Source organism: Enterococcus malodoratus ATCC 43197 (genome assembly GCF_000407185.1).
Taxonomy (GTDB): domain Bacteria; phylum Bacillota; class Bacilli; order Lactobacillales; family Enterococcaceae; genus Enterococcus_A; species Enterococcus_A malodoratus.
Genome location: NZ_KE136481.1, coordinates 1,746,055 through 1,766,927, shown reverse-complemented (window position 1 = coordinate 1,766,927; position 20,873 = coordinate 1,746,055). Strand labels below are relative to the sequence as shown.

30 protein-coding genes are annotated in these 20,873 nt (G+C 41.5%); 29 read left to right on the top strand and 1 reads right to left on the bottom strand.

The features are described from left to right. Window positions 1-41: 41 nt before the first annotated feature. The 23 genes from rplN (at window position 42) to truA (ending at window position 13,234) form a co-directional block, all read left to right on the top strand. Window positions 42-410 carry a 50S ribosomal protein L14 gene (gene rplN / locus I585_RS08625; RefSeq protein ID WP_010742760.1) on the top strand — a complete coding sequence of 123 codons (369 nt, stop codon included), beginning with the start codon at window positions 42-44 and terminating at the stop codon, window positions 408-410. A 35-nt stretch (window positions 411-445) separates the two neighbouring features. After that, window positions 446-757: a 50S ribosomal protein L24 gene (gene rplX, locus I585_RS08620; protein ID WP_010742761.1), complete on the top strand. Its 312-nt coding sequence runs from the start codon at window positions 446-448 to the stop codon at window positions 755-757. A 26-nt stretch (window positions 758-783) separates the two neighbouring features. After that, the gene (rplE, locus tag I585_RS08615) at window positions 784-1,323 is read left to right on the top strand and encodes a 50S ribosomal protein L5 (protein WP_010742762.1); all 540 of its coding nucleotides are present in this window, start codon (window positions 784-786) and stop codon (window positions 1,321-1,323) included. A 17-nt stretch (window positions 1,324-1,340) separates the two neighbouring features. Next, on the top strand, window positions 1,341-1,526 hold the full coding sequence (locus tag I585_RS08610) for a type Z 30S ribosomal protein S14 (protein WP_028020384.1): 186 nt from the start codon (window positions 1,341-1,343) through the stop codon (window positions 1,524-1,526). A 32-nt stretch (window positions 1,527-1,558) separates the two neighbouring features. Beyond that, entirely contained in the window at window positions 1,559-1,957 is a 399-nt protein-coding gene (gene rpsH / locus I585_RS08605; RefSeq protein WP_010742763.1) for a 30S ribosomal protein S8, read from the top strand. Window positions 1,958-1,988: 31 nt separating this feature from the next. After that, window positions 1,989-2,525, top strand: coding sequence for a 50S ribosomal protein L6 (rplF, locus tag I585_RS08600; RefSeq protein ID WP_010742764.1), 537 nt, complete (start codon window positions 1,989-1,991; stop codon window positions 2,523-2,525). 52 nt (window positions 2,526-2,577) lie between these two features. After that, window positions 2,578-2,934 (top strand): 50S ribosomal protein L18, encoded by a 357-nt coding sequence (gene rplR, locus I585_RS08595; protein WP_010742765.1) that lies wholly within the window; start codon window positions 2,578-2,580, stop codon window positions 2,932-2,934. 20 nt (window positions 2,935-2,954) lie between these two features. Further along, window positions 2,955-3,455 (top strand): 30S ribosomal protein S5, encoded by a 501-nt coding sequence (rpsE, locus tag I585_RS08590; RefSeq protein WP_010742766.1) that lies wholly within the window; start codon window positions 2,955-2,957, stop codon window positions 3,453-3,455. A gap of 14 nt (window positions 3,456-3,469) precedes the next feature. Next, window positions 3,470-3,649 (top strand): 50S ribosomal protein L30, encoded by a 180-nt coding sequence (gene rpmD, locus I585_RS08585; protein WP_010742767.1) that lies wholly within the window; start codon window positions 3,470-3,472, stop codon window positions 3,647-3,649. 40 nt (window positions 3,650-3,689) lie between these two features. Then, window positions 3,690-4,130, top strand: coding sequence for a 50S ribosomal protein L15 (gene rplO, locus I585_RS08580; protein ID WP_010742768.1), 441 nt, complete (start codon window positions 3,690-3,692; stop codon window positions 4,128-4,130). Further along, entirely contained in the window at window positions 4,130-5,431 is a 1,302-nt protein-coding gene (secY, locus tag I585_RS08575; RefSeq protein WP_010742769.1) for a preprotein translocase subunit SecY, read from the top strand. Before rplO ends, secY begins: the two co-directional genes overlap by 1 nt. Before the next feature lie 62 nt (window positions 5,432-5,493). Beyond that, a complete protein-coding gene (locus tag I585_RS08570; protein ID WP_010742770.1) occupies window positions 5,494-6,141 on the top strand; it encodes an adenylate kinase in 648 nt (215 codons plus the stop codon). Between the two features lie 173 nt (window positions 6,142-6,314). Next, window positions 6,315-6,533, top strand: coding sequence for a translation initiation factor IF-1 (infA, locus tag I585_RS08565; RefSeq protein WP_010742771.1), 219 nt, complete (start codon window positions 6,315-6,317; stop codon window positions 6,531-6,533). A 33-nt stretch (window positions 6,534-6,566) separates the two neighbouring features. After that, entirely contained in the window at window positions 6,567-6,683 is a 117-nt protein-coding gene (gene rpmJ / locus I585_RS08560; RefSeq protein ID WP_010742772.1) for a 50S ribosomal protein L36, read from the top strand. Window positions 6,684-6,701: 18 nt separating this feature from the next. Beyond that, window positions 6,702-7,067 (top strand): 30S ribosomal protein S13, encoded by a 366-nt coding sequence (gene rpsM / locus I585_RS08555; RefSeq protein WP_010742773.1) that lies wholly within the window; start codon window positions 6,702-6,704, stop codon window positions 7,065-7,067. A gap of 24 nt (window positions 7,068-7,091) precedes the next feature. After that, window positions 7,092-7,481 (top strand): 30S ribosomal protein S11, encoded by a 390-nt coding sequence (gene rpsK, locus I585_RS08550; RefSeq protein ID WP_010742774.1) that lies wholly within the window; start codon window positions 7,092-7,094, stop codon window positions 7,479-7,481. Window positions 7,482-7,560: 79 nt separating this feature from the next. Continuing rightward, window positions 7,561-8,499: a DNA-directed RNA polymerase subunit alpha gene (locus tag I585_RS08545; protein ID WP_010742775.1), complete on the top strand. Its 939-nt coding sequence runs from the start codon at window positions 7,561-7,563 to the stop codon at window positions 8,497-8,499. Window positions 8,500-8,526: 27 nt separating this feature from the next. Then, window positions 8,527-8,907 (top strand): 50S ribosomal protein L17, encoded by a 381-nt coding sequence (gene rplQ / locus I585_RS08540; RefSeq protein ID WP_010742776.1) that lies wholly within the window; start codon window positions 8,527-8,529, stop codon window positions 8,905-8,907. 253 nt (window positions 8,908-9,160) lie between these two features. Further along, window positions 9,161-9,997 (top strand): energy-coupling factor ABC transporter ATP-binding protein, encoded by an 837-nt coding sequence (locus tag I585_RS08535; RefSeq protein WP_010742777.1) that lies wholly within the window; start codon window positions 9,161-9,163, stop codon window positions 9,995-9,997. After that, window positions 9,973-10,842: an energy-coupling factor ABC transporter ATP-binding protein gene (locus I585_RS08530; RefSeq protein WP_010742778.1), complete on the top strand. Its 870-nt coding sequence runs from the start codon at window positions 9,973-9,975 to the stop codon at window positions 10,840-10,842. Before I585_RS08535 ends, I585_RS08530 begins: the two co-directional genes overlap by 25 nt. Continuing rightward, on the top strand, window positions 10,832-11,629 hold the full coding sequence (locus tag I585_RS08525) for an energy-coupling factor transporter transmembrane component T family protein (RefSeq protein ID WP_010742779.1): 798 nt from the start codon (window positions 10,832-10,834) through the stop codon (window positions 11,627-11,629). Before I585_RS08530 ends, I585_RS08525 begins: the two co-directional genes overlap by 11 nt. A 129-nt stretch (window positions 11,630-11,758) precedes the next feature. Then, window positions 11,759-12,331: a DUF6434 domain-containing protein gene (locus I585_RS08520; RefSeq protein WP_010742780.1), complete on the top strand. Its 573-nt coding sequence runs from the start codon at window positions 11,759-11,761 to the stop codon at window positions 12,329-12,331. 156 nt (window positions 12,332-12,487) lie between these two features. Then, the gene (gene truA / locus I585_RS08515) at window positions 12,488-13,234 is read left to right on the top strand and encodes a tRNA pseudouridine(38-40) synthase TruA (RefSeq protein WP_010742781.1); all 747 of its coding nucleotides are present in this window, start codon (window positions 12,488-12,490) and stop codon (window positions 13,232-13,234) included. A 48-nt stretch (window positions 13,235-13,282) separates the two neighbouring features. On the opposite strand, the gene yeiL is transcribed toward truA, so the two are convergent. Next, window positions 13,283-13,954, bottom strand: a complete 672-nt coding sequence (gene yeiL / locus I585_RS08510) for a transcriptional regulator YeiL (RefSeq protein WP_010742782.1) — start codon at window positions 13,952-13,954, stop codon at window positions 13,283-13,285. Window positions 13,955-14,056: 102 nt separating this feature from the next. Here yeiL and rihB point away from each other — a divergent pair, with 102 nt between their 5' ends. The 6 genes from rihB (at window position 14,057) to I585_RS08480 (ending at window position 20,854) form a co-directional block, all read left to right on the top strand. Then, complete coding sequence (gene rihB, locus I585_RS08505; RefSeq protein WP_010742783.1) at window positions 14,057-15,010, top strand: ribosylpyrimidine nucleosidase; 954 nt, start codon at window positions 14,057-14,059, stop codon at window positions 15,008-15,010. A 154-nt stretch (window positions 15,011-15,164) separates the two neighbouring features. After that, window positions 15,165-16,031 carry a ribokinase gene (rbsK, locus tag I585_RS08500; protein ID WP_010742784.1) on the top strand — a complete coding sequence of 289 codons (867 nt, stop codon included), beginning with the start codon at window positions 15,165-15,167 and terminating at the stop codon, window positions 16,029-16,031. A gap of 47 nt (window positions 16,032-16,078) precedes the next feature. Then, a complete protein-coding gene (locus I585_RS08495; protein WP_010742785.1) occupies window positions 16,079-17,158 on the top strand; it encodes a BMP family lipoprotein in 1,080 nt (359 codons plus the stop codon). 90 nt (window positions 17,159-17,248) lie between these two features. Continuing rightward, entirely contained in the window at window positions 17,249-18,784 is a 1,536-nt protein-coding gene (locus tag I585_RS08490; RefSeq protein WP_371198921.1) for an ABC transporter ATP-binding protein, read from the top strand. After that, entirely contained in the window at window positions 18,777-19,904 is a 1,128-nt protein-coding gene (locus tag I585_RS08485) for an ABC transporter permease (protein ID WP_010742787.1), read from the top strand. The genes I585_RS08490 and I585_RS08485 overlap by 8 nt, the downstream gene beginning before the upstream one ends. Then, a complete protein-coding gene (locus I585_RS08480) occupies window positions 19,901-20,854 on the top strand; it encodes an ABC transporter permease (protein ID WP_010742788.1) in 954 nt (317 codons plus the stop codon). Before I585_RS08485 ends, I585_RS08480 begins: the two co-directional genes overlap by 4 nt. Window positions 20,855-20,873: the final 19 nt, after the last annotated feature.

Sequence of the window (20,873 nt, the reverse complement as noted above, 5' to 3'; positions counted from 1 at the left end):
CCTATATAGATGTTTTTTAAATCTGAAAGGAGGATACACAAGTGATCCAAGCAGAAAGCCGTTTAAAAATCGCTGACAATTCAGGCGCTCGTGAAATTTTAACTATTAAAGTTCTTGGCGGATCTGGTCGCAAAACCGCAAATATCGGTGATGTGATTGTTGCTACGGTTAAACAAGCAACGCCAGGTGGTGTTGTCAAAAAAGGTGATGTCGTTAAAGCCGTTATCGTTCGAACTAAATCAGGCGCTCGCCGTACTGATGGTTCTTATATCAAATTTGATGAAAATGCAGCTGTTATCATTCGTGATGACAAGAGCCCAAGAGGAACACGTATCTTCGGACCTGTCGCTCGTGAATTACGCGAAGGCAACTTCATGAAGATCGTTTCATTGGCACCGGAAGTATTATAATCGAAAGATTCAACCAAAGGAGGTGCGCAACAGTAATGTTCGTTAAAAAAGGCGATAAAGTAAAAGTTATCTCTGGTAAAGACAGAAATAAAGAAGGCGTTGTATTAGAAGCCCTTCCTAAACAAGATAAAGTCGTTGTTGAAGGCATCAATGTCGTTAAAAAACATAAAAAGGCCTCTCAAGAAGCCCCTCAAGGCGGAATCGTTGAGGTAGAAGCACCAATTCATGCTTCTAATGTTATGGTGATCGACCCTTCAAACGGAGAAGCGACACGCGTTGGCTATAAAGTGGTTGACGGCAAAAAAGTCCGTGTTTCTAAGAAAACCGGCGAAACTTTAGATAAATAATTAAACAAGGAAGGAGGATCTTATAGATGAACCGCCTAAAAGAAAAATTTGTAAGTGAAATTACACCATCTTTGATGGAAAAATTCAATTATGATTCAGTTATGGAAGTTCCTAAAGTTGAAAAGATTGTCATCAACATGGGTGTTGGTGATGCGGTATCAAATGCAAAAAACTTAGATAAAGCTGTTGAAGAATTAGCGTTAATTTCTGGTCAAAAACCAATTATCACTAAAGCTAAAAAATCAATCGCTGGATTCCGTTTGCGTGAAGGAATGCCAATCGGTGCGAAAGTAACACTACGTGGAGAAAGAATGTATGAATTCTTAGACAAATTAGTGTCTGTATCACTTCCACGTGTACGTGACTTCCATGGAGTAAGCAAAAAATCCTTTGATGGCCGTGGTAACTTTACTTTAGGTGTTAAAGAACAATTGATCTTCCCTGAAGTAGATTATGATTTAGTTGATAAAGTCCGTGGTATGGATATCGTTGTTGTAACAACTGCTAAAACCGACGAAGAATCACGCGAATTATTAACACAACTTGGAATGCCATTCCAAAAATAATCAAGGAGGCGAAAAAATTGGCTAAAAAATCAATGATTGCTAAAAACAAACGCCCTGCAAAACATTCAACGCAAGAGTACACTCGCTGCGAACGTTGCGGACGTCCACATTCAGTTTATCGTAAATTTCATCTTTGCCGTATTTGCTTCCGCGAACTTGCCTACAAAGGTCAAATTCCCGGCGTGAAGAAAGCTAGCTGGTAAAACAAACTCGCATAAAGGAGGTAAACAGTTCAATGGTCATGACAGATCCAATTGCAGATTTTCTAACACGCATTCGTAATGCCAACATGGTAAAACACGATTCGTTAGAAGTACCTGCTTCAAAAATCAAACGTGATATCGCCGAAATCCTTAAACGTGAAGGTTTCGTACGTGATGTTGAATATATCGAAGATGACAAACAAGGCATGATCCGTGTTTTTCTTAAATACGGTAAAAATGACGAACGTGTTATCACAAACTTAAAACGTATTTCTAAACCAGGCTTGCGTGCTTATGTCAAAGCTGACGAAGTACCAAAAGTATTAAACGGTTTAGGTATCGCAATCATTTCTACTTCTGAAGGTTTAGTAACCGATAAAGAAGCAAGAGGTAAAAACGTCGGCGGCGAAGTGCTAGCTTACGTTTGGTAAGATCAAACAATCCATGAGGAGGTGTCTTTAAGTGAGCCGTATTGGTAATAAAGTAGTCGTTTTACCTGCAGGAGTTGAAGTAACTCAAAGCGGAAACGACGTTACTGTTAAAGGACCTAAAGGTGAATTAACTCGTACTTTCTCTTCTGATATCGCAATGAATATCGAAGGGAACGAAGTAACATTCACTCGTCCAAACGACAGCAAAGAGATGAAAACAATTCACGGAACAACTCGTGCAAACTTCAATAACATGGTTGTTGGTGTTTCTGAAGGGTTCCAAAAAGCATTAGAATTAATCGGGGTTGGGTACCGTGCTCAATTACAAGGTTCAAAACTTGTATTGAACGTTGGTTACTCACATCCAGTTGAGATCGTAGCTCCAGAAGGCGTTACAATCGAAGTTCCTGCAAACACTCAAGTAGTGGTTAAAGGATCAAACAAAGAAGTAGTTGGCGAATTAGCTGCGAAAATCCGCGGTACTCGTCCTCCAGAACCTTATAAAGGCAAAGGTATTCGTTATGTTGGCGAATATGTACGTCGTAAAGAAGGTAAAACTGGTAAATAGTAGGTCGAACCTACATGCGGCTTAGGCCAGCTTAAATATAGAGGTGACAATTGTGATTACAAAACCAGATAAAAACAAAACACGCCAAAAGCGCCATATGCGTGTACGTAACAAAATCTCTGGTACTGCTGAGTGCCCACGCTTGAACGTTTTCCGTTCTAACAAAAACATCTACGCGCAAGTAATTGATGACGTAGCGGGTGTGACGCTAGCAAGTGCCTCTGCCTTGGATAAAGAAATTTCAGGTGGAACAAAAACTGAACAAGCACAAGCTGTTGGGAAACTAATCGCAGAACGTGCATCAGAAAAAGGTATTAAGAAAGTAGTCTTTGACCGTGGTGGATACCTTTACCATGGCCGCGTAGCAACTTTAGCTGAAGCTGCACGCGAAAATGGACTAGAATTTTAGGAGAAGGAGGAACACCATTCATGGTTTATATCGATCCAAAACATTTGGAATTAGAAGACCGCGTTGTTGCGATCAACCGTGTTACTAAAGTTGTTAAAGGTGGACGTCGTCTACGTTTCGCAGCATTAGTCGTTGTCGGTGACAAGAACGGACACGTAGGCTTTGGTACTGGTAAAGCACAAGAAGTACCTGAAGCAATTCGTAAAGCAATCGAAGATGCTAAGAAAAATCTAGTCGAAGTACCAATGGTAGGAACTACGCTTCCTCACGAAGTTATTGGTGTATTCGGCGGCGGACGTATTTTAATGAAACCTGCCGTTGAAGGGGCTGGGGTTGCTGCTGGTGGACCAGTTCGTGCCGTCTTGGAATTAGCTGGCGTTGCTGATGTGACTTCTAAATCTTTAGGTTCAAATACACCAATCAACGTTGTTCGCGCAACTGTTGAAGGGTTAACTCAATTGAAAAAAGCAGAAGACGTGGCGCAATTACGCGGCATTTCTGTTGAAAACTTAGCTAATTAAGGAGGACGAATGAAATGGCTGAATTGAAAATTACTTTAACACGCAGTATTATCGGACGTCCTCAAAACCAACGCGATACTGTTAAAGCGTTGGGTCTAAAGAAAATGAACAGCACAGTTGTTAAACCTGCTAATGATGCAATCAAAGGTATGGTTAACACAGTGTCTCATTTAGTGGACGTAGAAGAAGTTTAAAAACCAATGATGATTAAAATCTAAGGAGGTGCCCAATATAATGAAACTTCATGAATTACAACCTGCCGAAGGTTCACGTAAAGTTCGCAACCGCGTTGGACGTGGTACTTCATCAGGTAACGGAAAAACATCTGGACGTGGTCAAAAAGGTCAAAAGGCTCGTTCAGGCGGCGGTGTACGTTTAGGTTTTGAAGGTGGTCAAACTCCTTTATTCCGTCGTTTACCAAAACGCGGATTTACTAACGTGAATCGTAAAGAATATGCTGTAATCAATTTAGATGTCTTAAATCGTTTTGAAGATGGAACTGAAGTAACACCTGTTGCTCTAGTTGAAGCTGGAATCGTGAAAAACGAAAAAGCTGGAATCAAAGTTTTAGGAAACGGATCATTAGACAAGAAACTAACCGTTAAAGCAGCAAAATTCTCTAAACATGCTCAAGAAACAATTGAAGCTGCTGGTGGTTCAATCGAGGTGATTTAATGTTCAAACTTTTAAAGGATTCATTCAAAGTTCAGAACATCCGATCACGGATTCTATTCACCGTTTTAATGCTATTGATTTTCCGGTTAGGTGCACAAATCACTGTACCGGGTGTTGATGCGCATGGGTTGCAAGGTCTGAGTGAAATGCCATTTTTCAGAATGCTGAATATGGTTAGTGGCTCGGCTATGCAAAACTTCTCAATTTTTTCTATGGGGGTTTCTCCATATATCACTGCTTCAATTGTTATTCAGTTGTTGCAAATGGATATTATTCCTAAATTTGTCGAATGGTCAAAACAAGGTGAGGTCGGTCGTAAGAAGCTGAATCAAGCAACTCGTTACTTGACTTTAATCTTGGCTTTTATTCAGTCTGTAAGTATTACAGCTGGGTTTGACTATTTTGCACAATTTGGTTTTGTACCAAATCGTAACGTTCAAACGTTCGTAACGATTGGTGTCATTCTTACAGCGGGTACCATGTTTGTTACTTGGCTGGGAGAACAGATCACCGAAAAAGGAATTGGAAATGGTGTATCAATGATTATCTTTGCGGGGATCATTTCTCGATTACCACAAAGCATCAAAGATATTTATGATGATTATTTCGTAAACATTGATTCTAGTGATCTTTGGAAATCGGTTATTTTCGTTGTAATTTTACTTGTCGCAATTTTGTTGATTGTCGTTTTTGTAACGTACTTCCAACAAGCGGAAAGAAAAATTCCAATTCAATATACAAAACAAGTCGTTGGCGCGCCAACAAGCAGTTATCTACCATTAAAAGTAAATGCTGCTGGGGTTATTCCAGTTATCTTTGCCAGCTCATTCATAGCAACACCGAATGCGGTATTGCAGGCATTAGCTAGCAAGTATAGCGCGGAAGGCTGGTATGATGTTTTAACGAAGTTGTTCAGTTATAACACGATTCCAGGTGCTGCGATTTATACTGTTCTGATTGTTGCCTTCACCTTCTTCTATGCGTTTGTTCAGGTCAATCCTGAAAAACTAGCAGAGAACTTACAAAAACAAGGAAGTTATATTCCTCGTGTAAGACCAGGGAAAGGTACGGAAGAATATGTTTCTGCAATTTTGATGCGTTTAAGTGTGGTCGGAGCTATTTTCTTAGGTTTGATCGCCTTGATTCCAATCATCGCGCAAATGATTTGGAACTTGCCGCAATCAATCGGACTGGGTGGTACTAGTCTATTGATCGTGGTCGGAGTTGCGCTAGAAACTGCAAAACAATTAGAAGGACTCAGGTTAAAACGACGTTATGTCGGATTCATGGATGAAGAATAGATTCGTGTGTTGAGGGTTTTCCTCAACGCCGTTCTGGCTTCAAATACTTAGGAGGGAAAGCAATGAACCTGATCTTAATGGGGCTGCCAGGGGCAGGAAAAGGAACACAAGCAGAAAGAATTGTTGCAACGTACAATATTCCACACATCAGCACGGGGGATATGTTCCGAGAAGCAATCAAAAACGAGACAACACTCGGATTGAAAGCAAAATCTTATATGGATGCAGGGGATTTGGTCCCAGACGAAGTTACTAACGGTATCGTGAAGGAACGTTTAGCTCAAAAGGACACTGATAAAGGGTTCTTGTTGGACGGATTCCCTCGTACTTTGGATCAAGCCAAAGCATTAGCTGAGATGTTAAAAGACTTGAATAAAAAGATTGATGCTGTGATTGAAATTCAAGTAGCAGAAGAAGTGTTAGTTGAACGTTTGGCAGGACGCTTCATGTGCCGCAATTGTGGCGCAACTTATCATAAAATCTTCAATCCTACGAAAGTAGAAGGAACTTGTGATCGCTGCGGTGGCCATGAATTCTATCAACGTGAAGATGATAAGCCAGAAACAGTTAAAAATCGTTTATCTGTGAATGTTAAAAACAGTGAACCAATTTTAGCTTACTATGATGAAGAAGCTCTGCTGTATCCAGTTGATGGAGATCGTGAAATTGATGCCGTATTTGCGGATGTAGAAAAGATTATCGAAAAATAATTTGCCTACCGACTTGAGATGCAGTTTATCTTGCCAAGTTCGATGTTTTATGATAGAATTTGTCAGTCTGACTTCTAGTTATTTAGAAGTTAACTTTAGAATTAGGGTGGGAACTGCAGTTTCCGCCATTTTATCGTGTGAAAATGCGAAACAACTACAAGGAGGTACTCTGCGTGGCAAAAGAAGATATGATTGAAATCGAAGGAACAGTCGTCGAAACTTTGCCGAATGCAATGTTTAAAGTCGAATTGGAAAACGGACACGAAGTTCTTGCACACGTATCTGGTAAAATCCGGATGTATTACATCAGAATTTTACCTGGAGATAAGGTTACTGTTGAACTTTCTCCATACGATTTGAGCCGTGGTCGCATTACCTATCGCTTTAAGTAAGTTGTACTCCGTAAAACTTCAGGAGGTATAATCATGAAAGTAAGACCATCAGTAAAACCAATGTGTGAACATTGTAAAGTAATTCGTCGTAATGGACGTGTTATGGTGATTTGCCCAGCAAACCCAAAACATAAACAACGTCAAGGATAATTGGAGGTGTAATTAAGTATGGCTCGTATTGCAGGAGTAGATATTCCTCGTGATAAACGCGTGGTAATTTCACTTACTTATATTTACGGTATTGGAAATACTACAGCGAAACAAGTTTTAGCCGATGCAGGTGTTTCAGAAGATGTTCGTGTACGTGATTTAACAAATGAACAAACTGACGCTATTCGTGCTGAAGTTGATAAATTAAAAGTTGAAGGCGATCTTCGTCGTGAAACTAACTTAAACATCAAACGTTTGATGGAAATCGGTTCTTACCGTGGAATCCGTCATCGTCGTGGCTTGCCTACACGTGGACAAAACACTAAGAACAATGCTCGTACTCGTAAAGGCCCAGCTCGCGCTATTGCCGGCAAGAAAAAATAATTAGTGAAGGAGGTATAAATCTTCATGGTAGCAAAGAAAGTTAATCGTAAACGTCGTGTGAAGAAGAATATTGAAACCGGTATTGCTCATATTCATTCGACTTTTAATAATACAATCATCATGATTACTGATGCAAGCGGTAATGCCGTTGCATGGTCATCTGCAGGTTCATTAGGCTTCAAGGGTAGTAAAAAATCTACACCTTTCGCTGCTCAAATGGCTGCTGAAACAGCAACAAAAGCTGCAATGGAACATGGATTGAAAAGTGTTGAAGTAACTGTTAAAGGACCTGGTTCTGGTCGTGAAGCAGCGATTCGTTCATTGCAAGCAACTGGTTTAGAAGTAACTGCAATTCGTGACGTGACTCCAGTACCTCATAATGGATGCCGCCCTCCAAAACGCCGTCGTGTTTAATGAGTGCCCAACTCTATGAGTTTTACAGGAACGTCATTGAACAAGACACTTTTCGTTTTGAAAGGGGTAAAAGACAAGAATGATTGAATTCGAAAAACCAAGAATCACAAAAATTGATGAAGACAGAGATTATGGCAAGTTCGTTGTTGAACCTTTGGAAAGAGGTTATGGAACTACTTTAGGTAATTCTCTACGTCGTATTCTACTTTCTTCTTTACCAGGCGCTGCCATTACTAATATTCAAATCGATGGGGTGTTACACGAATTTTCAACCATCAAAGGTGTAAGAGAAGACGTTGTACAAATCATCTTGAATATCAAAGGTTTGGCGTTGAAATTATTCGCCGAAGAAGAAAAAACCCTTGAGATCGATATTACTGGACCAGCTACGGTAACTGCCGGCGATATTATCGTTGACAGTGACGTTGAAATCTTGAATAAAGATATGTACATCTGTACTGTTTCTGAAGGCGCAACATTTCATGCTCGCTTAACAGTAAAACCTGGTCGAGGCTATGTTCAAGCAGACGAAAATAAAAAGGAAGATATGCCAATTGGTGTCCTTCCAGTCGATTCTATCTATACACCTGTACGTAAAGTAAACTATCAAGTTGAAAACACACGTGTTGGTCGTCGTGATGATTTCGATAAATTAACGATGGAAATTTGGACTGACGGATCGATCATTGCTCAAGAAGCATTGAGTCTTGCAGCGAAAATTTTAACTGAACATTTGGATATTTTTGTTAATCTTACTGATGAAGCGAAAAATGCTGAAATCATGGTAGAAAAAGAAGAAACGCAAAAAGAAAAAATGTTAGAAATGACCATCGAAGAACTAGACTTGTCTGTACGTTCGTACAATTGCTTGAAACGTGCTGGAATTAATACGGTTCAAGAACTAACGAATAAGTCTGAACCTGAAATGATCAAAGTACGTAATTTGGGTCGTAAATCACTTGAAGAAGTGAAGGCTAAATTACATGATCTAGGATTAGGACTACGTAAAGACGATTAATATTGTTGACAAAGGAGGGAAACCTACGTGAGTTATCGTAAATTAGGACGCACATCTAGCCAACGTAAAGCGATGTTGCGTGACTTAACAACTGACTTAATTATCAACGAACGCATCGTTACGACTGAAGCTCGTGCGAAAGAAGTTCGTTCAACTGCTGAAAAGATGATTACTTTAGGAAAACGCGGGGATCTTCATGCACGTCGCCAAGCTGCTAGCTTTGTGCGTAATGAAGTAGCTGAAGTTCGCGAAGAAAACGAAGAAATCGTTGTTGAATCTGCATTACAAAAATTATTCAATGACATTGCTCCTCGTTACGCTGAACGTCAAGGAGGATACACTCGTATCTTAAAAACTGAACCTCGTCGTGGCGACAACGCCCCTATGGTCGTTATAGAACTTGTATAATAATCACTCTTCACTTTATAGATGATTCTTTTAGAGTGTTATGATGTTGGAGATTTTCTCCGAGTCTAGCTCAGCGCCGCTTCCCAGAATGTCTGGGAAGCCGGCACTCATCATAAAGTGTTTTTTTATACCCAAAAATACTGTCAAGACAGATCGGTATACAAAAGCATTTTATCGAGTATCAAGGATTGATAAAACGAGGCTTTTTTGCTAGGCTTAGAACAGATTTGCAAAGAGGTGGAAGGGTGTAACCATGGAGCCAATTATTGAAATCAATCATATTGAATTTAGCTATCAAGAAGAAGCCGCACCGGCTTTGAAAGATGTCAATTTTTCGATCAACAAAGGTGAATGGATCGCTATTGTTGGGCATAACGGATCTGGAAAATCTACTTTAGCCAAAGCGATCAATGGACTTCATTTACCGCAAAAGGGAACCGTCAGCGTTGGTGGGATGGAATTATCAGAGGAATCTGTCTGGGACATTCGCCGAATGGTGGGGATGGTCTTTCAAAATCCAGATAATCAATTTGTCGGCGCAACAGTGGAAGACGATGTTGCCTTTGGTTTAGAAAATCAAGGAATCGAACGTAGTGAGATGCAACGTCGTGTTCAAGACGCATTGGAAAAAGTAAAAATGCAAGACTTTTCGACTCGTGAGCCAGCTCGCTTATCTGGTGGGCAAAAGCAGCGGGTGGCGATTGCGGGTGTAGTCGCTTTGCGTCCAGATATTATTATTTTGGATGAAGCAACCAGCATGTTAGATCCTGAGGGTCGTGATGATGTTATCGCGACGATTCACAAAATTAAAGAAGAAAGCGATCTGACTGTTATTTCGATCACTCATGATATCGATGAGGCCGCAAGTGCCAATCGAATATTGGTGATGAGAGACGGAGAATTATATCAAGAAGGAACGCCAGATGAAATTTTTTCTGCTGGACCTGAATTGGTTTCTTTAGGATTAGATTTACCATTTCCTGAGAAATTGAAATCAGCGTTGAAAGCTCGTGGGGTGACAGTACCAACGAATTATTTGGATGAAGAAGGGATGATGGACTGGTTATGGACATCCGTTTTGAAAAAGTAAGCTACGTTTATCAACCGAATACTCCCTTTGAACAACGTGCACTTTATGATATCGATTTGAACATTAAAGAAGGCTCTTATACCGCTTTGGTGGGGCATACTGGTAGTGGAAAATCGACTTTGCTGCAACACTTGAATGCTCTGTTGAAACCAACCGATGGAAAAGTCATAATTGGAGATCGAACAATTACTTCGACGACTGATAATAAAAATTTGAAACCGGTTCGCAAAAAGGTTGGGATCGTTTTTCAATTTCCTGAGGCTCAATTATTTGAGGAAACTGTGGCCAAAGATATTGCTTTCGGACCGAAGAATTTTGGTGTGAGTGATGAGGACGCACGTATTTTAGCAAAAGAAAACTTAAAATTAGTGGGAATGGACGAAGAGTATTTAGAACGTTCCCCATTCGAGCTCTCTGGAGGCCAAATGCGTCGTGTAGCAATCGCTGGTGTCTTGGCTATGGAGCCAGAGGTTTTGGTCTTAGATGAGCCGACGGCAGGGTTAGATCCGCTTGGACGTAAAGAAATGATGGAAATGTTTTTGCGCTTGCACAAAGAAAAAAATATGACGATCGTCTTAGTCACTCATTTAATGGATGATGTTGCAAATTTTGCGGACTATGTCTATGTCTTGGAAAATGGACTTGTCGTAAAACATGGGAATCCACAAACAGTTTTTGAAAACGTTGCGTGGTTGAAAGAAAAACAATTAGGCGTGCCTCAGGCGAGTGCTTTTGCCGAAAAAATGCAAGCACGAGGAGCAGAATTTAAAGAACTGCCGTTAACAGAAAACGAATTGGCGGACTGGATCGTCAAACACGCAGGAGGCCCTGCTCATGATGAATAAATTGATTTTCGGTCGTTATATCCCAGGGGATTCATTGATTCATCGCTTGGATCCGCGCGCCAAATTGGTTGCTAGTTTTTATTTTATTGGGATTATTTTTTTGGCGAATAACTGGCAGAGTTATTTGTTTTTAGCTGCTTTCACACTATTCGCAGTGTTTTTATCAAAGATAAATTTGAATTTCTTTTTAAGAGGGGTTCGGCCGCTGATCTGGTTGATCATCTTTACGGTAGCGTTGCAGATGTTGTTTACGCGTGGGGGAACTTTGTACTGGTCATGGGGCGTATTTAGCCTTTCTTCTTACGGAATTCAAAATGGTCTGTTTATTTTCTGTCGGTTTGTTTTAATCATCTTCATGTCGACATTATTAACTTTAACGACACCGCCATTATCGATGTCAGATGCGATCGAATCTTTATTGAATCCGTTAAAAAGATTCCATTTGCCTGTTCATGAGATTGCTTTGATGCTGTCTATTGCTTTACGATTTGTTCCAACATTGATGGATGAAACAGAAAAAATTATGAACGCACAACGGGCACGCGGAGTTGATTTTAATGATGGGAACTTGATTCAGAAGGTTAAGGCAATCGTTCCTTTGCTTATTCCGTTGTTTGTCAGCAGCTTTAATCGTGCTGAGGATCTAGCGACTGCAATGGAGGCCCGTGGTTACCGTGGTGGTGAGGGCCGCAGCAAATACCGCAAGCTGCAATGGGCGTTACGAGATACATTGGTTTTGGGCGTTTTTGTGATTGCAACAATTATACTAATCTTTTTACGCAGTTAAGCTTGGAGGAATCCAAGCTTTTTTTGTGTTTTATTACGTTAGAAACCTGCACACAAAATCCAAACATGTAGACTTGAAGTGTTTTTCTTATGGTAGGATGAAAGAAATAAATCAATGGAGAGACGAAAAATGACTGAAAATAGACCAAAGCTGCAAGCTGGCTTAGCACCAGAAGTATTTAGCGAGTATTATTATTTGAAAGTGGAGCTGCAGGATTTTTGTCAAGAACAAGGGTTGGCGAAACCAGGTAGTAAAGCGGATCTGAATCAGAGAATCACTCATTATTTGCGTACAGGGGAGCGGCTTGCTAGTAAGAGTAGTGAGAAAAAAGTTTTTCGGGAAGAATATCTAACACTTGATAGTTTGATTGAGCAAGGAATTGTTTTCTCTGAAAAACATCGTGCTTTTTTTAAATCAGAATTGGGTGACACGTTTGTATTCAAGGTAGCTTTTCAAAATTGGCTAAAGGAGAATGCCGGAAAAACGTATCGTGAAGCAATTGCGATTTATCCGGAGATCGCAGCGAGGAAACCTAAAAAAATTGATTCACAGTTTGAGTACAATACGTATATTCGTGATTTTTTTGCGGATAACCGAGGAAGATCATTGCAAGAGGCGATCGCTTGCTGGAAACACAAAAAAGCATTGCCGGGCAGTAATAAATATCATGTACAGGATTTAAGCGCGTTGGAATCCGACTAAAAAGCTGATATAATGACTCCGGCAGAATTCTATTTTGAGGATATTAATTCCACTTTCTCTAAGTTTTATTACGAGAAAAATCCGTAGTTAAGTTGACGAGTGGAATGGTGCAAGACTTGAATAATGAATTCCTCAATATGAAAAAGGAGATTGAGAATGGTTAGATATAAAGCAGTGATTGCTTATGATGGGACAAATTTCAATGGTTTTCAACGGCAGCCCAACGGCCGTACGGTGCAGGAGGAAGTTGAGAAGACCTTGCAAAAAATGAATAATGGAAATCCTATAACGATTTTTGGTTCGGGGCGGACGGATGCTGGTGTTCATGCGATCGGTCAAGTCATTCATTTTGATTATCCCCACGAACGTCCATTGGAGCGAATGCGATTTGGTTTAGATACTCAGACGCCTGAAGATATCGCCGTTTCGTCAGTCGAGATCGTGGATGACGAGTTCCATGCGCGCTATCATGTCGTGGAGAAGACCTATCACTTTAAAGTTCAGATAGCCAAGCCGCGAAGTCCGTTTCGCCGTTATTACGCCGCCTACTATCCCTATCCGCTGGATGTGGATTTGATTCGACGAGCGTTGCCGGATTTGTTAGGCACCCATGATTTTACTTCCTTTTGTGCAACTGGCGGGTCAATCGAGGACAAAGTTCGGACGATCTATCAGGCTGATTTAGAAGTCAATGAGGCCGGAACGGAATTAACGTTCATTTTTCGAGGAAATGGCTTCTTATATAAAATGATTCGAATTTTAGTGGGAACGTTGTTAAAAATTGGAAATGGCCGGATGCCGGCTGATTGCATTCCGGCGCTCCTTGAGGCGAAGGATCGCAACGCTGCCGGGCCGACTGCTCACCCAGAAGGATTGTATTTGGCAGAAGTAAAATACGAATAGAAAAGAAGCATCCAACAATAGTCATTTTGACTGTTGCTGGATGCTTTTTTAGGCTTTTACCTCTGCGGCAAGTTGGATCAATTTTTCAGTGTCCTGAATGAGGTAACTGTTTTTTTCTTTTTTAAGGTACCCATCATCGACAAATTGGGCGATGACATAGAGTAGATGCCGATAGGAAACGCCTAGATATTCGGAAACTTGTGTGTGCTTTTCTCGGTACCTTCCTTCATTTTGAGTCAATAGGATAAAGGATGCTAAGCGCTGAGAAAGCGGAAAGCCTTGATTTTGCGTAGAGGCTTTGATATTCCGATAGTTTTTGTGTGCGAAATACATACAAAGCTTTTGAAGAAAAAGAGCATCCTTCAATAATTTTTTTTGGCAGTCTTTCCTTGCTAGAGCCAAACACCAACAGTCCTCAATTGCCTGGACACTGAAGGCGGTCTGAGTTTCGTCAACGAGTTCCATCTCACCGATAAAACAAGGAGGAGAAAAGAAATCGATCAACGCGACTTTTCCATTAGCTAAAGTGTCATATAATTTTGCTTTGCCTTTGACCAGATAAAATAAATGAGAAGGCGGCTGGTTCTCTTTAACGAGATAACTATTGGCCGGAAAGAAAAATAACTGCGTGTCTAAACTGACATCGAAGGAAAATTGATCGAGGTAACCGGAAGTTTGAATGAATTGCTGTTTTAATTGTTCATTTTGCAACTTTTTCATTTTTCTGCCTCCCATATGTGAGAATTCTCATACTTATCATAAGCAGGAACTTTATATAATGCAAATAGATAAAGGAAATAAATCTTCTTAGGGGGCTTCAAAATGGAAAAACGGAAAATTATTTTGGATTGTGATCCGGGGCATGATGATGCCATTACAATGTTGATGGCGGCTATCCACCCGAAAATTGATTTGTTGGGAATCACTATTGTAGCAGGAAACCAAACGTTAGACAAGACAGTTGTGAATGGCTTGAACGTTTCCCAACTGCTGAATATTGATGCGAATGTCTATGCGGGAATGCCAAAGCCGTTGGTGCGTGAGCAGGTTGTTGCGGATAATGTTCACGGAGAATCTGGATTGGATGGTCCAGTTTTTGGTCCGCTAAATCGGCAGGTGGAAGGAACAAATGCGGTCAAATACATTATTGATACATTGTTAGCGAGTGATGGGGATATTACGCTGGTTCCTGTTGGTCCATTGACAAACATTGCTGTCGCGATGCGGATGGAACCGTTAATCATTCCTAAAATCAAAGAAATTGTTTTAATGGGCGGAGCTTACGGAACGGGTAATTTCACGCCTTCTGCTGAATTTAATATATTTGCTGATCCTGAAGCGGCGCATGTTGTCTTTAGCTCGGGAGCACCGCTCGTCATGATGGGGCTGGATTTGACTCATCAAACGATTTGTACAGAGGATATCATTGAACGTATGGAAGCAATCGGCAATGATGCGGCAAAATTATTTGGGGACATTATGCGTTTCACACTGAAGAGCCAATTCGAATGTTTTGGATTAGCCGCGGGGCCATTACATGATGCAACTTGTGTCGGCTATCTCATTTGTCCGGAAGCTTTTGAAACGCAAGAAATGTTTGTTGAGATTGATATTAATCGTGGTCCTAGCTATGGGCGAACGGTCTGCGATGAGTTAAATGTTCTAAATAAGAAGGCAAATGCAAAGGTTGGTAAAAAGATTGATGCGGAACGATTCTGGGATCTAGTGGAAGAATGTATCCGAATGTATTCAGACGTCTATGCTGTCGTAAAATAAACCGCTTCAAAGGAAGAGAGACAACTTGATTAACCGCGAACAAAGATTGTTTTTCTTCCATCTTTTGTAAGCGGTTCAAAAAAACGGGCGAAGTGATATAGTGAATTTTTTTTAGAACTAAGAGATAGTTTATGAATACGTAGGAGGAAAGCAAATGAAAGTCGTTGTTGTTGGAAGTATTAATTTAGATTTAGTCGTACAAGCAGAGCGTTTCCCAAGAGTCGGAGAGACGATGTTTGGAACGGATAGTAAAATGCTGCCTGGAGGAAAAGGTGCCAATCAAGCTGTTGCGGCAGCGAGGTTAGGAGCAGAGGTGACCGTGATTGGTTGTGTCGGGAAAGATGCTTATGGCGAAATCGTGTTGAAAAATTTTGAAGAGAATCGGGTGGATACATCATGCATCAGACAAGTTTCGGAACCGACGGGTGTCGCTTATATAACAATCGCGGAAAATGATAATTCAATTATTCTGGTGCAAGGTGCAAATGCATGTGTGAATCGTTCACTGATAGATGATTATAAAAAACAAATTTTGGCAGCGGATATCGTGATCGCACAATGTGAGATTCCGATTGCTACGATTGAGTATTTGATTGATTTTTGTGCTGAAAATAACGTCTGTTTGGTATTGAATCCTGCACCAACGCCGGAGATTGCACCAGAGTATTTGGCTAAGGTGACTTTTTTAACACCGAATGAAATTGAGATCAATCAATTATTTAAACAAGATGCCCAGTCTGTTTTGCAGGAACATCCCAATCAAATTATTATGACCTATGGAGCGAAAGGGGTGCGCTTTTACGACGGCAACAAGCTCGTTGAGGTACCGAGTTATAAAGTTCCCGTTGTCGATACAACTGGGGCAGGAGATACGTTCAACGCTGCTTTTGCAGTTTCCTATGCCAAAGATCATGTGCTTGAACAAGCGATCAACTTTGCTAATTTAGCAGCTAGTAAGACAGTCCAAGGCTTAGGAGCGCAAAGTGCCATGCCGAGGATCGAAGAATTGATTGAAGGATAAAGACGCGTAAATTAGTAAGCGCTGTCAAAAATAGGAGGAATTTAAAAATGAAAAATACAAAACTTCTTTCTTTGGGTGTCGTAGCAATGGCGGCTTTGCTGACCTTTAGCGGGTGCGGAGGGAATAAAAGCAGCGCGTCGGGAAATGAGGATGCGGATCACAGTGTCGTAATGGTGACCGATGTTAGTGGAGTAGATGACAAGTCTTTCAATCAGTCGGCTTGGGAAGGGCTGCAAAAATGGGGCAAGGAACAAAAATTGAAACGCGGCGTTGGTGGTTATGACTACATTCAATCGAACGAGATCGCGCAATTTGCTTCGAATATTGATACCGCTGCATCTAATGGCTTCAAGACCGTTTTCGGGATCGGTTACTTGTTGGCGGATTCAATCGAAGCAGCAGCCGGACAAAATCCAGAAACGAATTTCGTTATTATCGATACTGTAATCGAAGGAAAGAAAAATGTAGTGTCGGCAACCTTCCGCGATAATGAGGTTGGTTACATTGCCGGAGTCTCCGCTGCTTATACGACTAAAACAAACAAAGTTGGATTTATTGGTGGAGAAGAAGGAAAAGTCATCGATCGGTATGAAGCTGGTTTTACCAAAGGTGTAAAAGATACAGCGAAGAAAATGAATAAAGACATTTCTGTCGATGTAAAATATGCGGCGTCTTTCGGCGATCCAGCAAAAGGGAAAGCGTTAGCGGCGAACATTTATCAAAATGGGTCAGATATTATTTATCAAGCAGCCGGCGGTACCGGAGCGGGTGTTTTCTCAGAAGCGAAAGCCTTGAATCAGGAAAAAAGTGAAGCAGACAAAGTTTGGGTGCTTGGTGTGGACCGTGATCAGCAGGATGAGGGCAACTATAAATCAAAAGATGGGAAAGAGAGCAATTTCTGTTTGGCTTCAACCATCAAATCGGTTGGTGTCGTCGTGCAAGATATCTCAACCAGAGCCTTAAAGGATAAATTTCCTGGCGGCAAACACTTATCCTTTGGTTTAAAAGATGGCGGTGTTGCGATGACGGACGGCTACTTAAGCGATGAAGCGAAAACCGCAGTGAAAGAAGCGAAAGACCAAATTATTGCTGGTGATGTAAAAGTTCCGGAGACACCGGAAGACTAGTTGACTGATCGTGCCCACTGTAATTAGCGGGCACTCTTGGAACAAGAGAGGTGTGAAATAAAAGTGACGGAAGAACAGTATGTCATTGAGATGCGGAACATCACTAAACAGTTCGGCGACTTCAAAGCCAACGATGATATCAATCTAAAAATTCGCAAAGGCGAGATCCATGCCTTGTTAGGCGAGAACGGCGCAGGCAAATCAACTTTGATGAATGTTTTATCGGGATTACTGCAGCCAACTTCCGGAGAAATATATATGGATGGGCAAGCGGTTAAGATTACGAGTCCTACTAGAGCCAATCAATTAGGAATCGGGATGGTTCATCAGCATTTTATGCTGGTGGATGCTTTTACGGTAACGGAAAATATAATTTTAGGGAGCGAACTCAACAATAACGGTGTGCTGGACACGCAAAAAGCCAAAGAAGAAATCACGCGCTTATCAAATGATTATGGATTTCAGGTAGATACAGACGCGTATGTGCGCGATATTTCAGTTGGGATGCAGCAACGGGTGGAAATCTTGAAAACGCTATACCGTGGAGCAAACGTTTTGATTTTTGATGAACCGACTGCCGTTTTGACGCCGCAGGAAATTGATGAGCTGATCGAAATTATGGCGACGTTAGTTAAAGAGGGGAAGTCAATCATTTTAATAACTCATAAGCTTGATGAAATTAAAAAGGTCGCTGATCGTTGTTCAGTCATTCGCCGGGGACGTTATATCGGGACGGTCAATGTGAAGGATGTCAGTTCACAAGAGTTGGCCGATATGATGGTGGGGCGCTCGGTTTCTTTTAAAACAGATAAACAAGCGACGAGTATTGGCGAAGTCGTCCTTTCTATTAAGGATCTAGTGGTGAAGGAAAGCCGCGGGCTGGAAGCCGTGAAAAATTTGAGTTTAGATGTTCATCGCGGCGAGGTTTTAGGAATTGCCGGAATTGATGGAAATGGTCAATCGGAATTGGTTCAAGCATTAACAGGGTTACGCAAAATTGAAAGCGGCACGATCACTATTAATGGAAATGAAGCAACCAATAATAAACCGCGGGAGATCACAGAGATGGGTGTTGGTCATGTGCCGGAGGATCGGCATAAGTATGGGTTGATCCTGCCTTTGCCGTTATCTGAAAATATTGCATTGCAGTCCTATTATCATGCTCCGTTCAGCAAAAATGGGATTTTGAATTTTAATGAAATCCAGCAATATGCCAATCGATTGATTGAGGAATACGATGTACGGACAACAAGTGAGCAGGCGCCCGCTGCCTCTCTATCTGGCGGGAATCAGCAGAAAGCGATTATTGCCCGTGAGGTCGATCGTGACCCAGAACTGTTGATTGTGGCTCAACCAACTCGTGGTTTGGATGTCGGCGCAATCGAATATATCCATAAACGCTTGATCGAGCAGCGAGATAAAAATAAAGGCGTTTTGTTAGTAAGTTTTGAACTAGACGAGATCTTAAATGTTTCCGATCGAATTGCAGTTATTCATGCAGGCGAGATCGTTGGAATCGTTGATCCAAAAGAGACGTCGGAAAATGAGCTGGGGTTGCTGATGGCAGGGTATAGTTTGGCGGAAGCGCGAAAAGAGTTAGTAAAGGTTGGTGAAACAAATGAATGACCGTTCAGAACGGATCAGAAATACATTGGTACCATTTATCTCAGTGATTCTGGGTTTCCTGCTTGGCGGGCTGCTGATGCTGGTAACGGGTTATAACCCCATCGTGGGTTATCAAGCGATGTTTCGCTCGGCATTCCAAAACAGCATCTCAATTGGCGAGATTTTAGTTGGTGCAGGACCATTGATATTTACAGCTTTGGGATTTTCGGTTGCTAATTCTGCTGGGTTCTTTAACGTTGGGTTGTCCGGACAGGCCTTGTGCGGCTGGGTGGTAAGTATTTGGGTGGCGCTTAGTATGCCGACGACCCCGAAAGTTATTGTTGTTCCATTAGCAATTATTGCGGGAGCACTGGCTGGTGCTTTGGCGGCGGCGATTCCCGGGTTATTACGAGCTTATTTCGGTACGAGTGAAGTTATCGTTACGATCATGATGAATTATGTGCTGTTGTATATGGCCAATCATATAGTCAATAATGTGATGTCTCCGGAAATCATTTCTAATAAGGGCGTTACTAAAATTGTTGGAGCAAATGGCTTATTGCGAGAACCCTGGTTAACAAATCTTTTCGGTGGTTCACGCGTCAACATGGGGTTTGTTCTGGCGCTGGTTTTTTTAGGATTGGTTTGGTTTTTGATGAAGCGAACCACTTTAGGTTTTGAGATTCGCTCCGTAGGGATCAACCCGTTTGCCTCCGAATATGCGGGTATGAGCAGTAAACGGACGATCGTTATCTCAATGCTCATTTCAGGGCTGTTAGCAGGATTGGGCGGTGTAGTTCAAGGACTAGGAACTTTTGGCAATTATTTCGTTCAAGGCTCGTCTATTAGTATTGGTTTTGACGGCATGGCGGTCTCTCTACTGGGAAATGGCGGATCTGTTGGAATTCTTCTGTCGGCTTTATTATTCAGTGTCTTAAAGCTCGGGGGACAAGGTATGCAATTTGCAGGTGTTCCAAGTGAATTGGCGAATAGTGTCATTCCGTTGATCATTTTCTTCGTGGGGATCAATTATGTGGTTCGAGTTGCTTTGACAAAGATTTCCGTGAACAAAAAGATCGTAAAAAAAAGTGAGAAATTAGAAATAACGCCGTTAAAGCAAGAAGGAGCTGATTTGGAATGACTATTCAATTATTAAGTTCACTGATTTCTCAAACACTCGTTTATTCTGCACCGCTGATTTTAACGGCATTAGGCGGTGTTTTCTCAGAGCGCAGCGGAATCGTAAATGTTGGATTAGAAGGGATCATGGTAACTGGGGCATTCAGTTCGGTTATTTTCAATTTGAGTTTTGCTGATCAATTTGGTGCGCTGACCCCTTGGCTGGGTGTTTTGGTTGGTGGATTTGCTGGGTTATTATTCTCCTGTCTGCATGCAGCAGCGACGATCAATTTTAGAGCCGATCACGTAATTAGCGGAACGGTCATGAATTTATTGGCACCGCCGCTGACAATTTTTCTGATCAAAGTGATCTATGGTAAAGGTCAGACCGATACGATCCAAGAACAGTTTGGCTATTTTGATTTTCCAGGCTTGAGTAAGATTCCGATCATCGGAGATTTATTCTTTAATAAAACTAGTTTGCCTGCTTATTTTGCAATTGTAGTAGCACTGGCTGCTTGGTTTATTATTTATAAGACAAAATTTGGGCTGCGTTTGCGTTCAGTAGGAGAAAATCCACAGGCAGCAGATACTCTGGGAATTAACGTATACGCGATGCGATATGCGGGTGTACTGATCTCAGGATTTCTCGGTGGAATGGGCGGGGCGGTATTCGCGCAATCGATCGCTGGACGCTTTGCGATCACTACGATTGCGGGACAAGGGTTCATCTCTTTAGCTGCGATGATTTTTGGTAAATGGAACCCACTTGGAACGATGGGAGCAGCTATGTTCTTTGGTTTTGCTCAAAATCTCAGCATCGCCGGAGCGAATCTGCCAGTCATTTCGCAAATTCTAGATGTCTATCTGCAATCCGCCCCTTATGTATTGACGATTCTTGTTTTAGTAATCTTTTTAGGCAAAGCTACAGGACCAAAGGCAGGAGGTGTCAACTACATAAAATCGAAATAGATTAGCAAAAAAGGAAGCT

Bases quoted from the DNA above. Each gene is read 5' to 3' on its own strand.
- I585_RS08495 (WP_010742785.1), top strand. From the start codon at position 16,079: ATGAAAAATACAAAACTTCTTTCTTTGGGTGTCGTAGCAATGGCGGCT.
- I585_RS08535 (WP_010742777.1), top strand. From the start codon at position 9,161: ATGGAGCCAATTATTGAAATCAATCATATTGAATTTAGCTATCAAGAA.
- I585_RS08520 (WP_010742780.1), top strand. From the start codon at position 11,759: ATGACTGAAAATAGACCAAAGCTGCAAGCTGGCTTAGCACCAGAAGTA.
- secY (WP_010742769.1), top strand. From the start codon at position 4,130: ATGTTCAAACTTTTAAAGGATTCATTCAAAGTTCAGAACATCCGATCA.
- I585_RS08545 (WP_010742775.1), top strand. From the start codon at position 7,561: ATGATTGAATTCGAAAAACCAAGAATCACAAAAATTGATGAAGACAGA.
- rpmD (WP_010742767.1), top strand. From the start codon at position 3,470: ATGGCTGAATTGAAAATTACTTTAACACGCAGTATTATCGGACGTCCT.
- rpsE (WP_010742766.1), top strand. From the start codon at position 2,955: ATGGTTTATATCGATCCAAAACATTTGGAATTAGAAGACCGCGTTGTT.
- rpsH (WP_010742763.1), top strand. From the start codon at position 1,559: ATGGTCATGACAGATCCAATTGCAGATTTTCTAACACGCATTCGTAAT.
- truA (WP_010742781.1), top strand. From the start codon at position 12,488: ATGGTTAGATATAAAGCAGTGATTGCTTATGATGGGACAAATTTCAAT.
- I585_RS08490 (WP_371198921.1), top strand. From the start codon at position 17,249: ATGCGGAACATCACTAAACAGTTCGGCGACTTCAAAGCCAACGATGAT.
- I585_RS08480 (WP_010742788.1), top strand. From the start codon at position 19,901: ATGACTATTCAATTATTAAGTTCACTGATTTCTCAAACACTCGTTTAT.
- I585_RS08570 (WP_010742770.1), top strand. From the start codon at position 5,494: ATGAACCTGATCTTAATGGGGCTGCCAGGGGCAGGAAAAGGAACACAA.
- rpmJ (WP_010742772.1), top strand. From the start codon at position 6,567: ATGAAAGTAAGACCATCAGTAAAACCAATGTGTGAACATTGTAAAGTA.
- rihB (WP_010742783.1), top strand. From the start codon at position 14,057: ATGGAAAAACGGAAAATTATTTTGGATTGTGATCCGGGGCATGATGAT.
- rpsM (WP_010742773.1), top strand. From the start codon at position 6,702: ATGGCTCGTATTGCAGGAGTAGATATTCCTCGTGATAAACGCGTGGTA.
- rplX (WP_010742761.1), top strand. From the start codon at position 446: ATGTTCGTTAAAAAAGGCGATAAAGTAAAAGTTATCTCTGGTAAAGAC.
- I585_RS08525 (WP_010742779.1), top strand. From the start codon at position 10,832: ATGATGAATAAATTGATTTTCGGTCGTTATATCCCAGGGGATTCATTG.
- I585_RS08485 (WP_010742787.1), top strand. From the start codon at position 18,777: ATGAATGACCGTTCAGAACGGATCAGAAATACATTGGTACCATTTATC.
- rplE (WP_010742762.1), top strand. From the start codon at position 784: ATGAACCGCCTAAAAGAAAAATTTGTAAGTGAAATTACACCATCTTTG.
- rplO (WP_010742768.1), top strand. From the start codon at position 3,690: ATGAAACTTCATGAATTACAACCTGCCGAAGGTTCACGTAAAGTTCGC.
- rbsK (WP_010742784.1), top strand. From the start codon at position 15,165: ATGAAAGTCGTTGTTGTTGGAAGTATTAATTTAGATTTAGTCGTACAA.
- yeiL (WP_010742782.1), bottom strand. From the start codon at position 13,954: ATGAAAAAGTTGCAAAATGAACAATTAAAACAGCAATTCATTCAAACT.
- rpsK (WP_010742774.1), top strand. From the start codon at position 7,092: ATGGTAGCAAAGAAAGTTAATCGTAAACGTCGTGTGAAGAAGAATATT.
- I585_RS08530 (WP_010742778.1), top strand. From the start codon at position 9,973: ATGGACATCCGTTTTGAAAAAGTAAGCTACGTTTATCAACCGAATACT.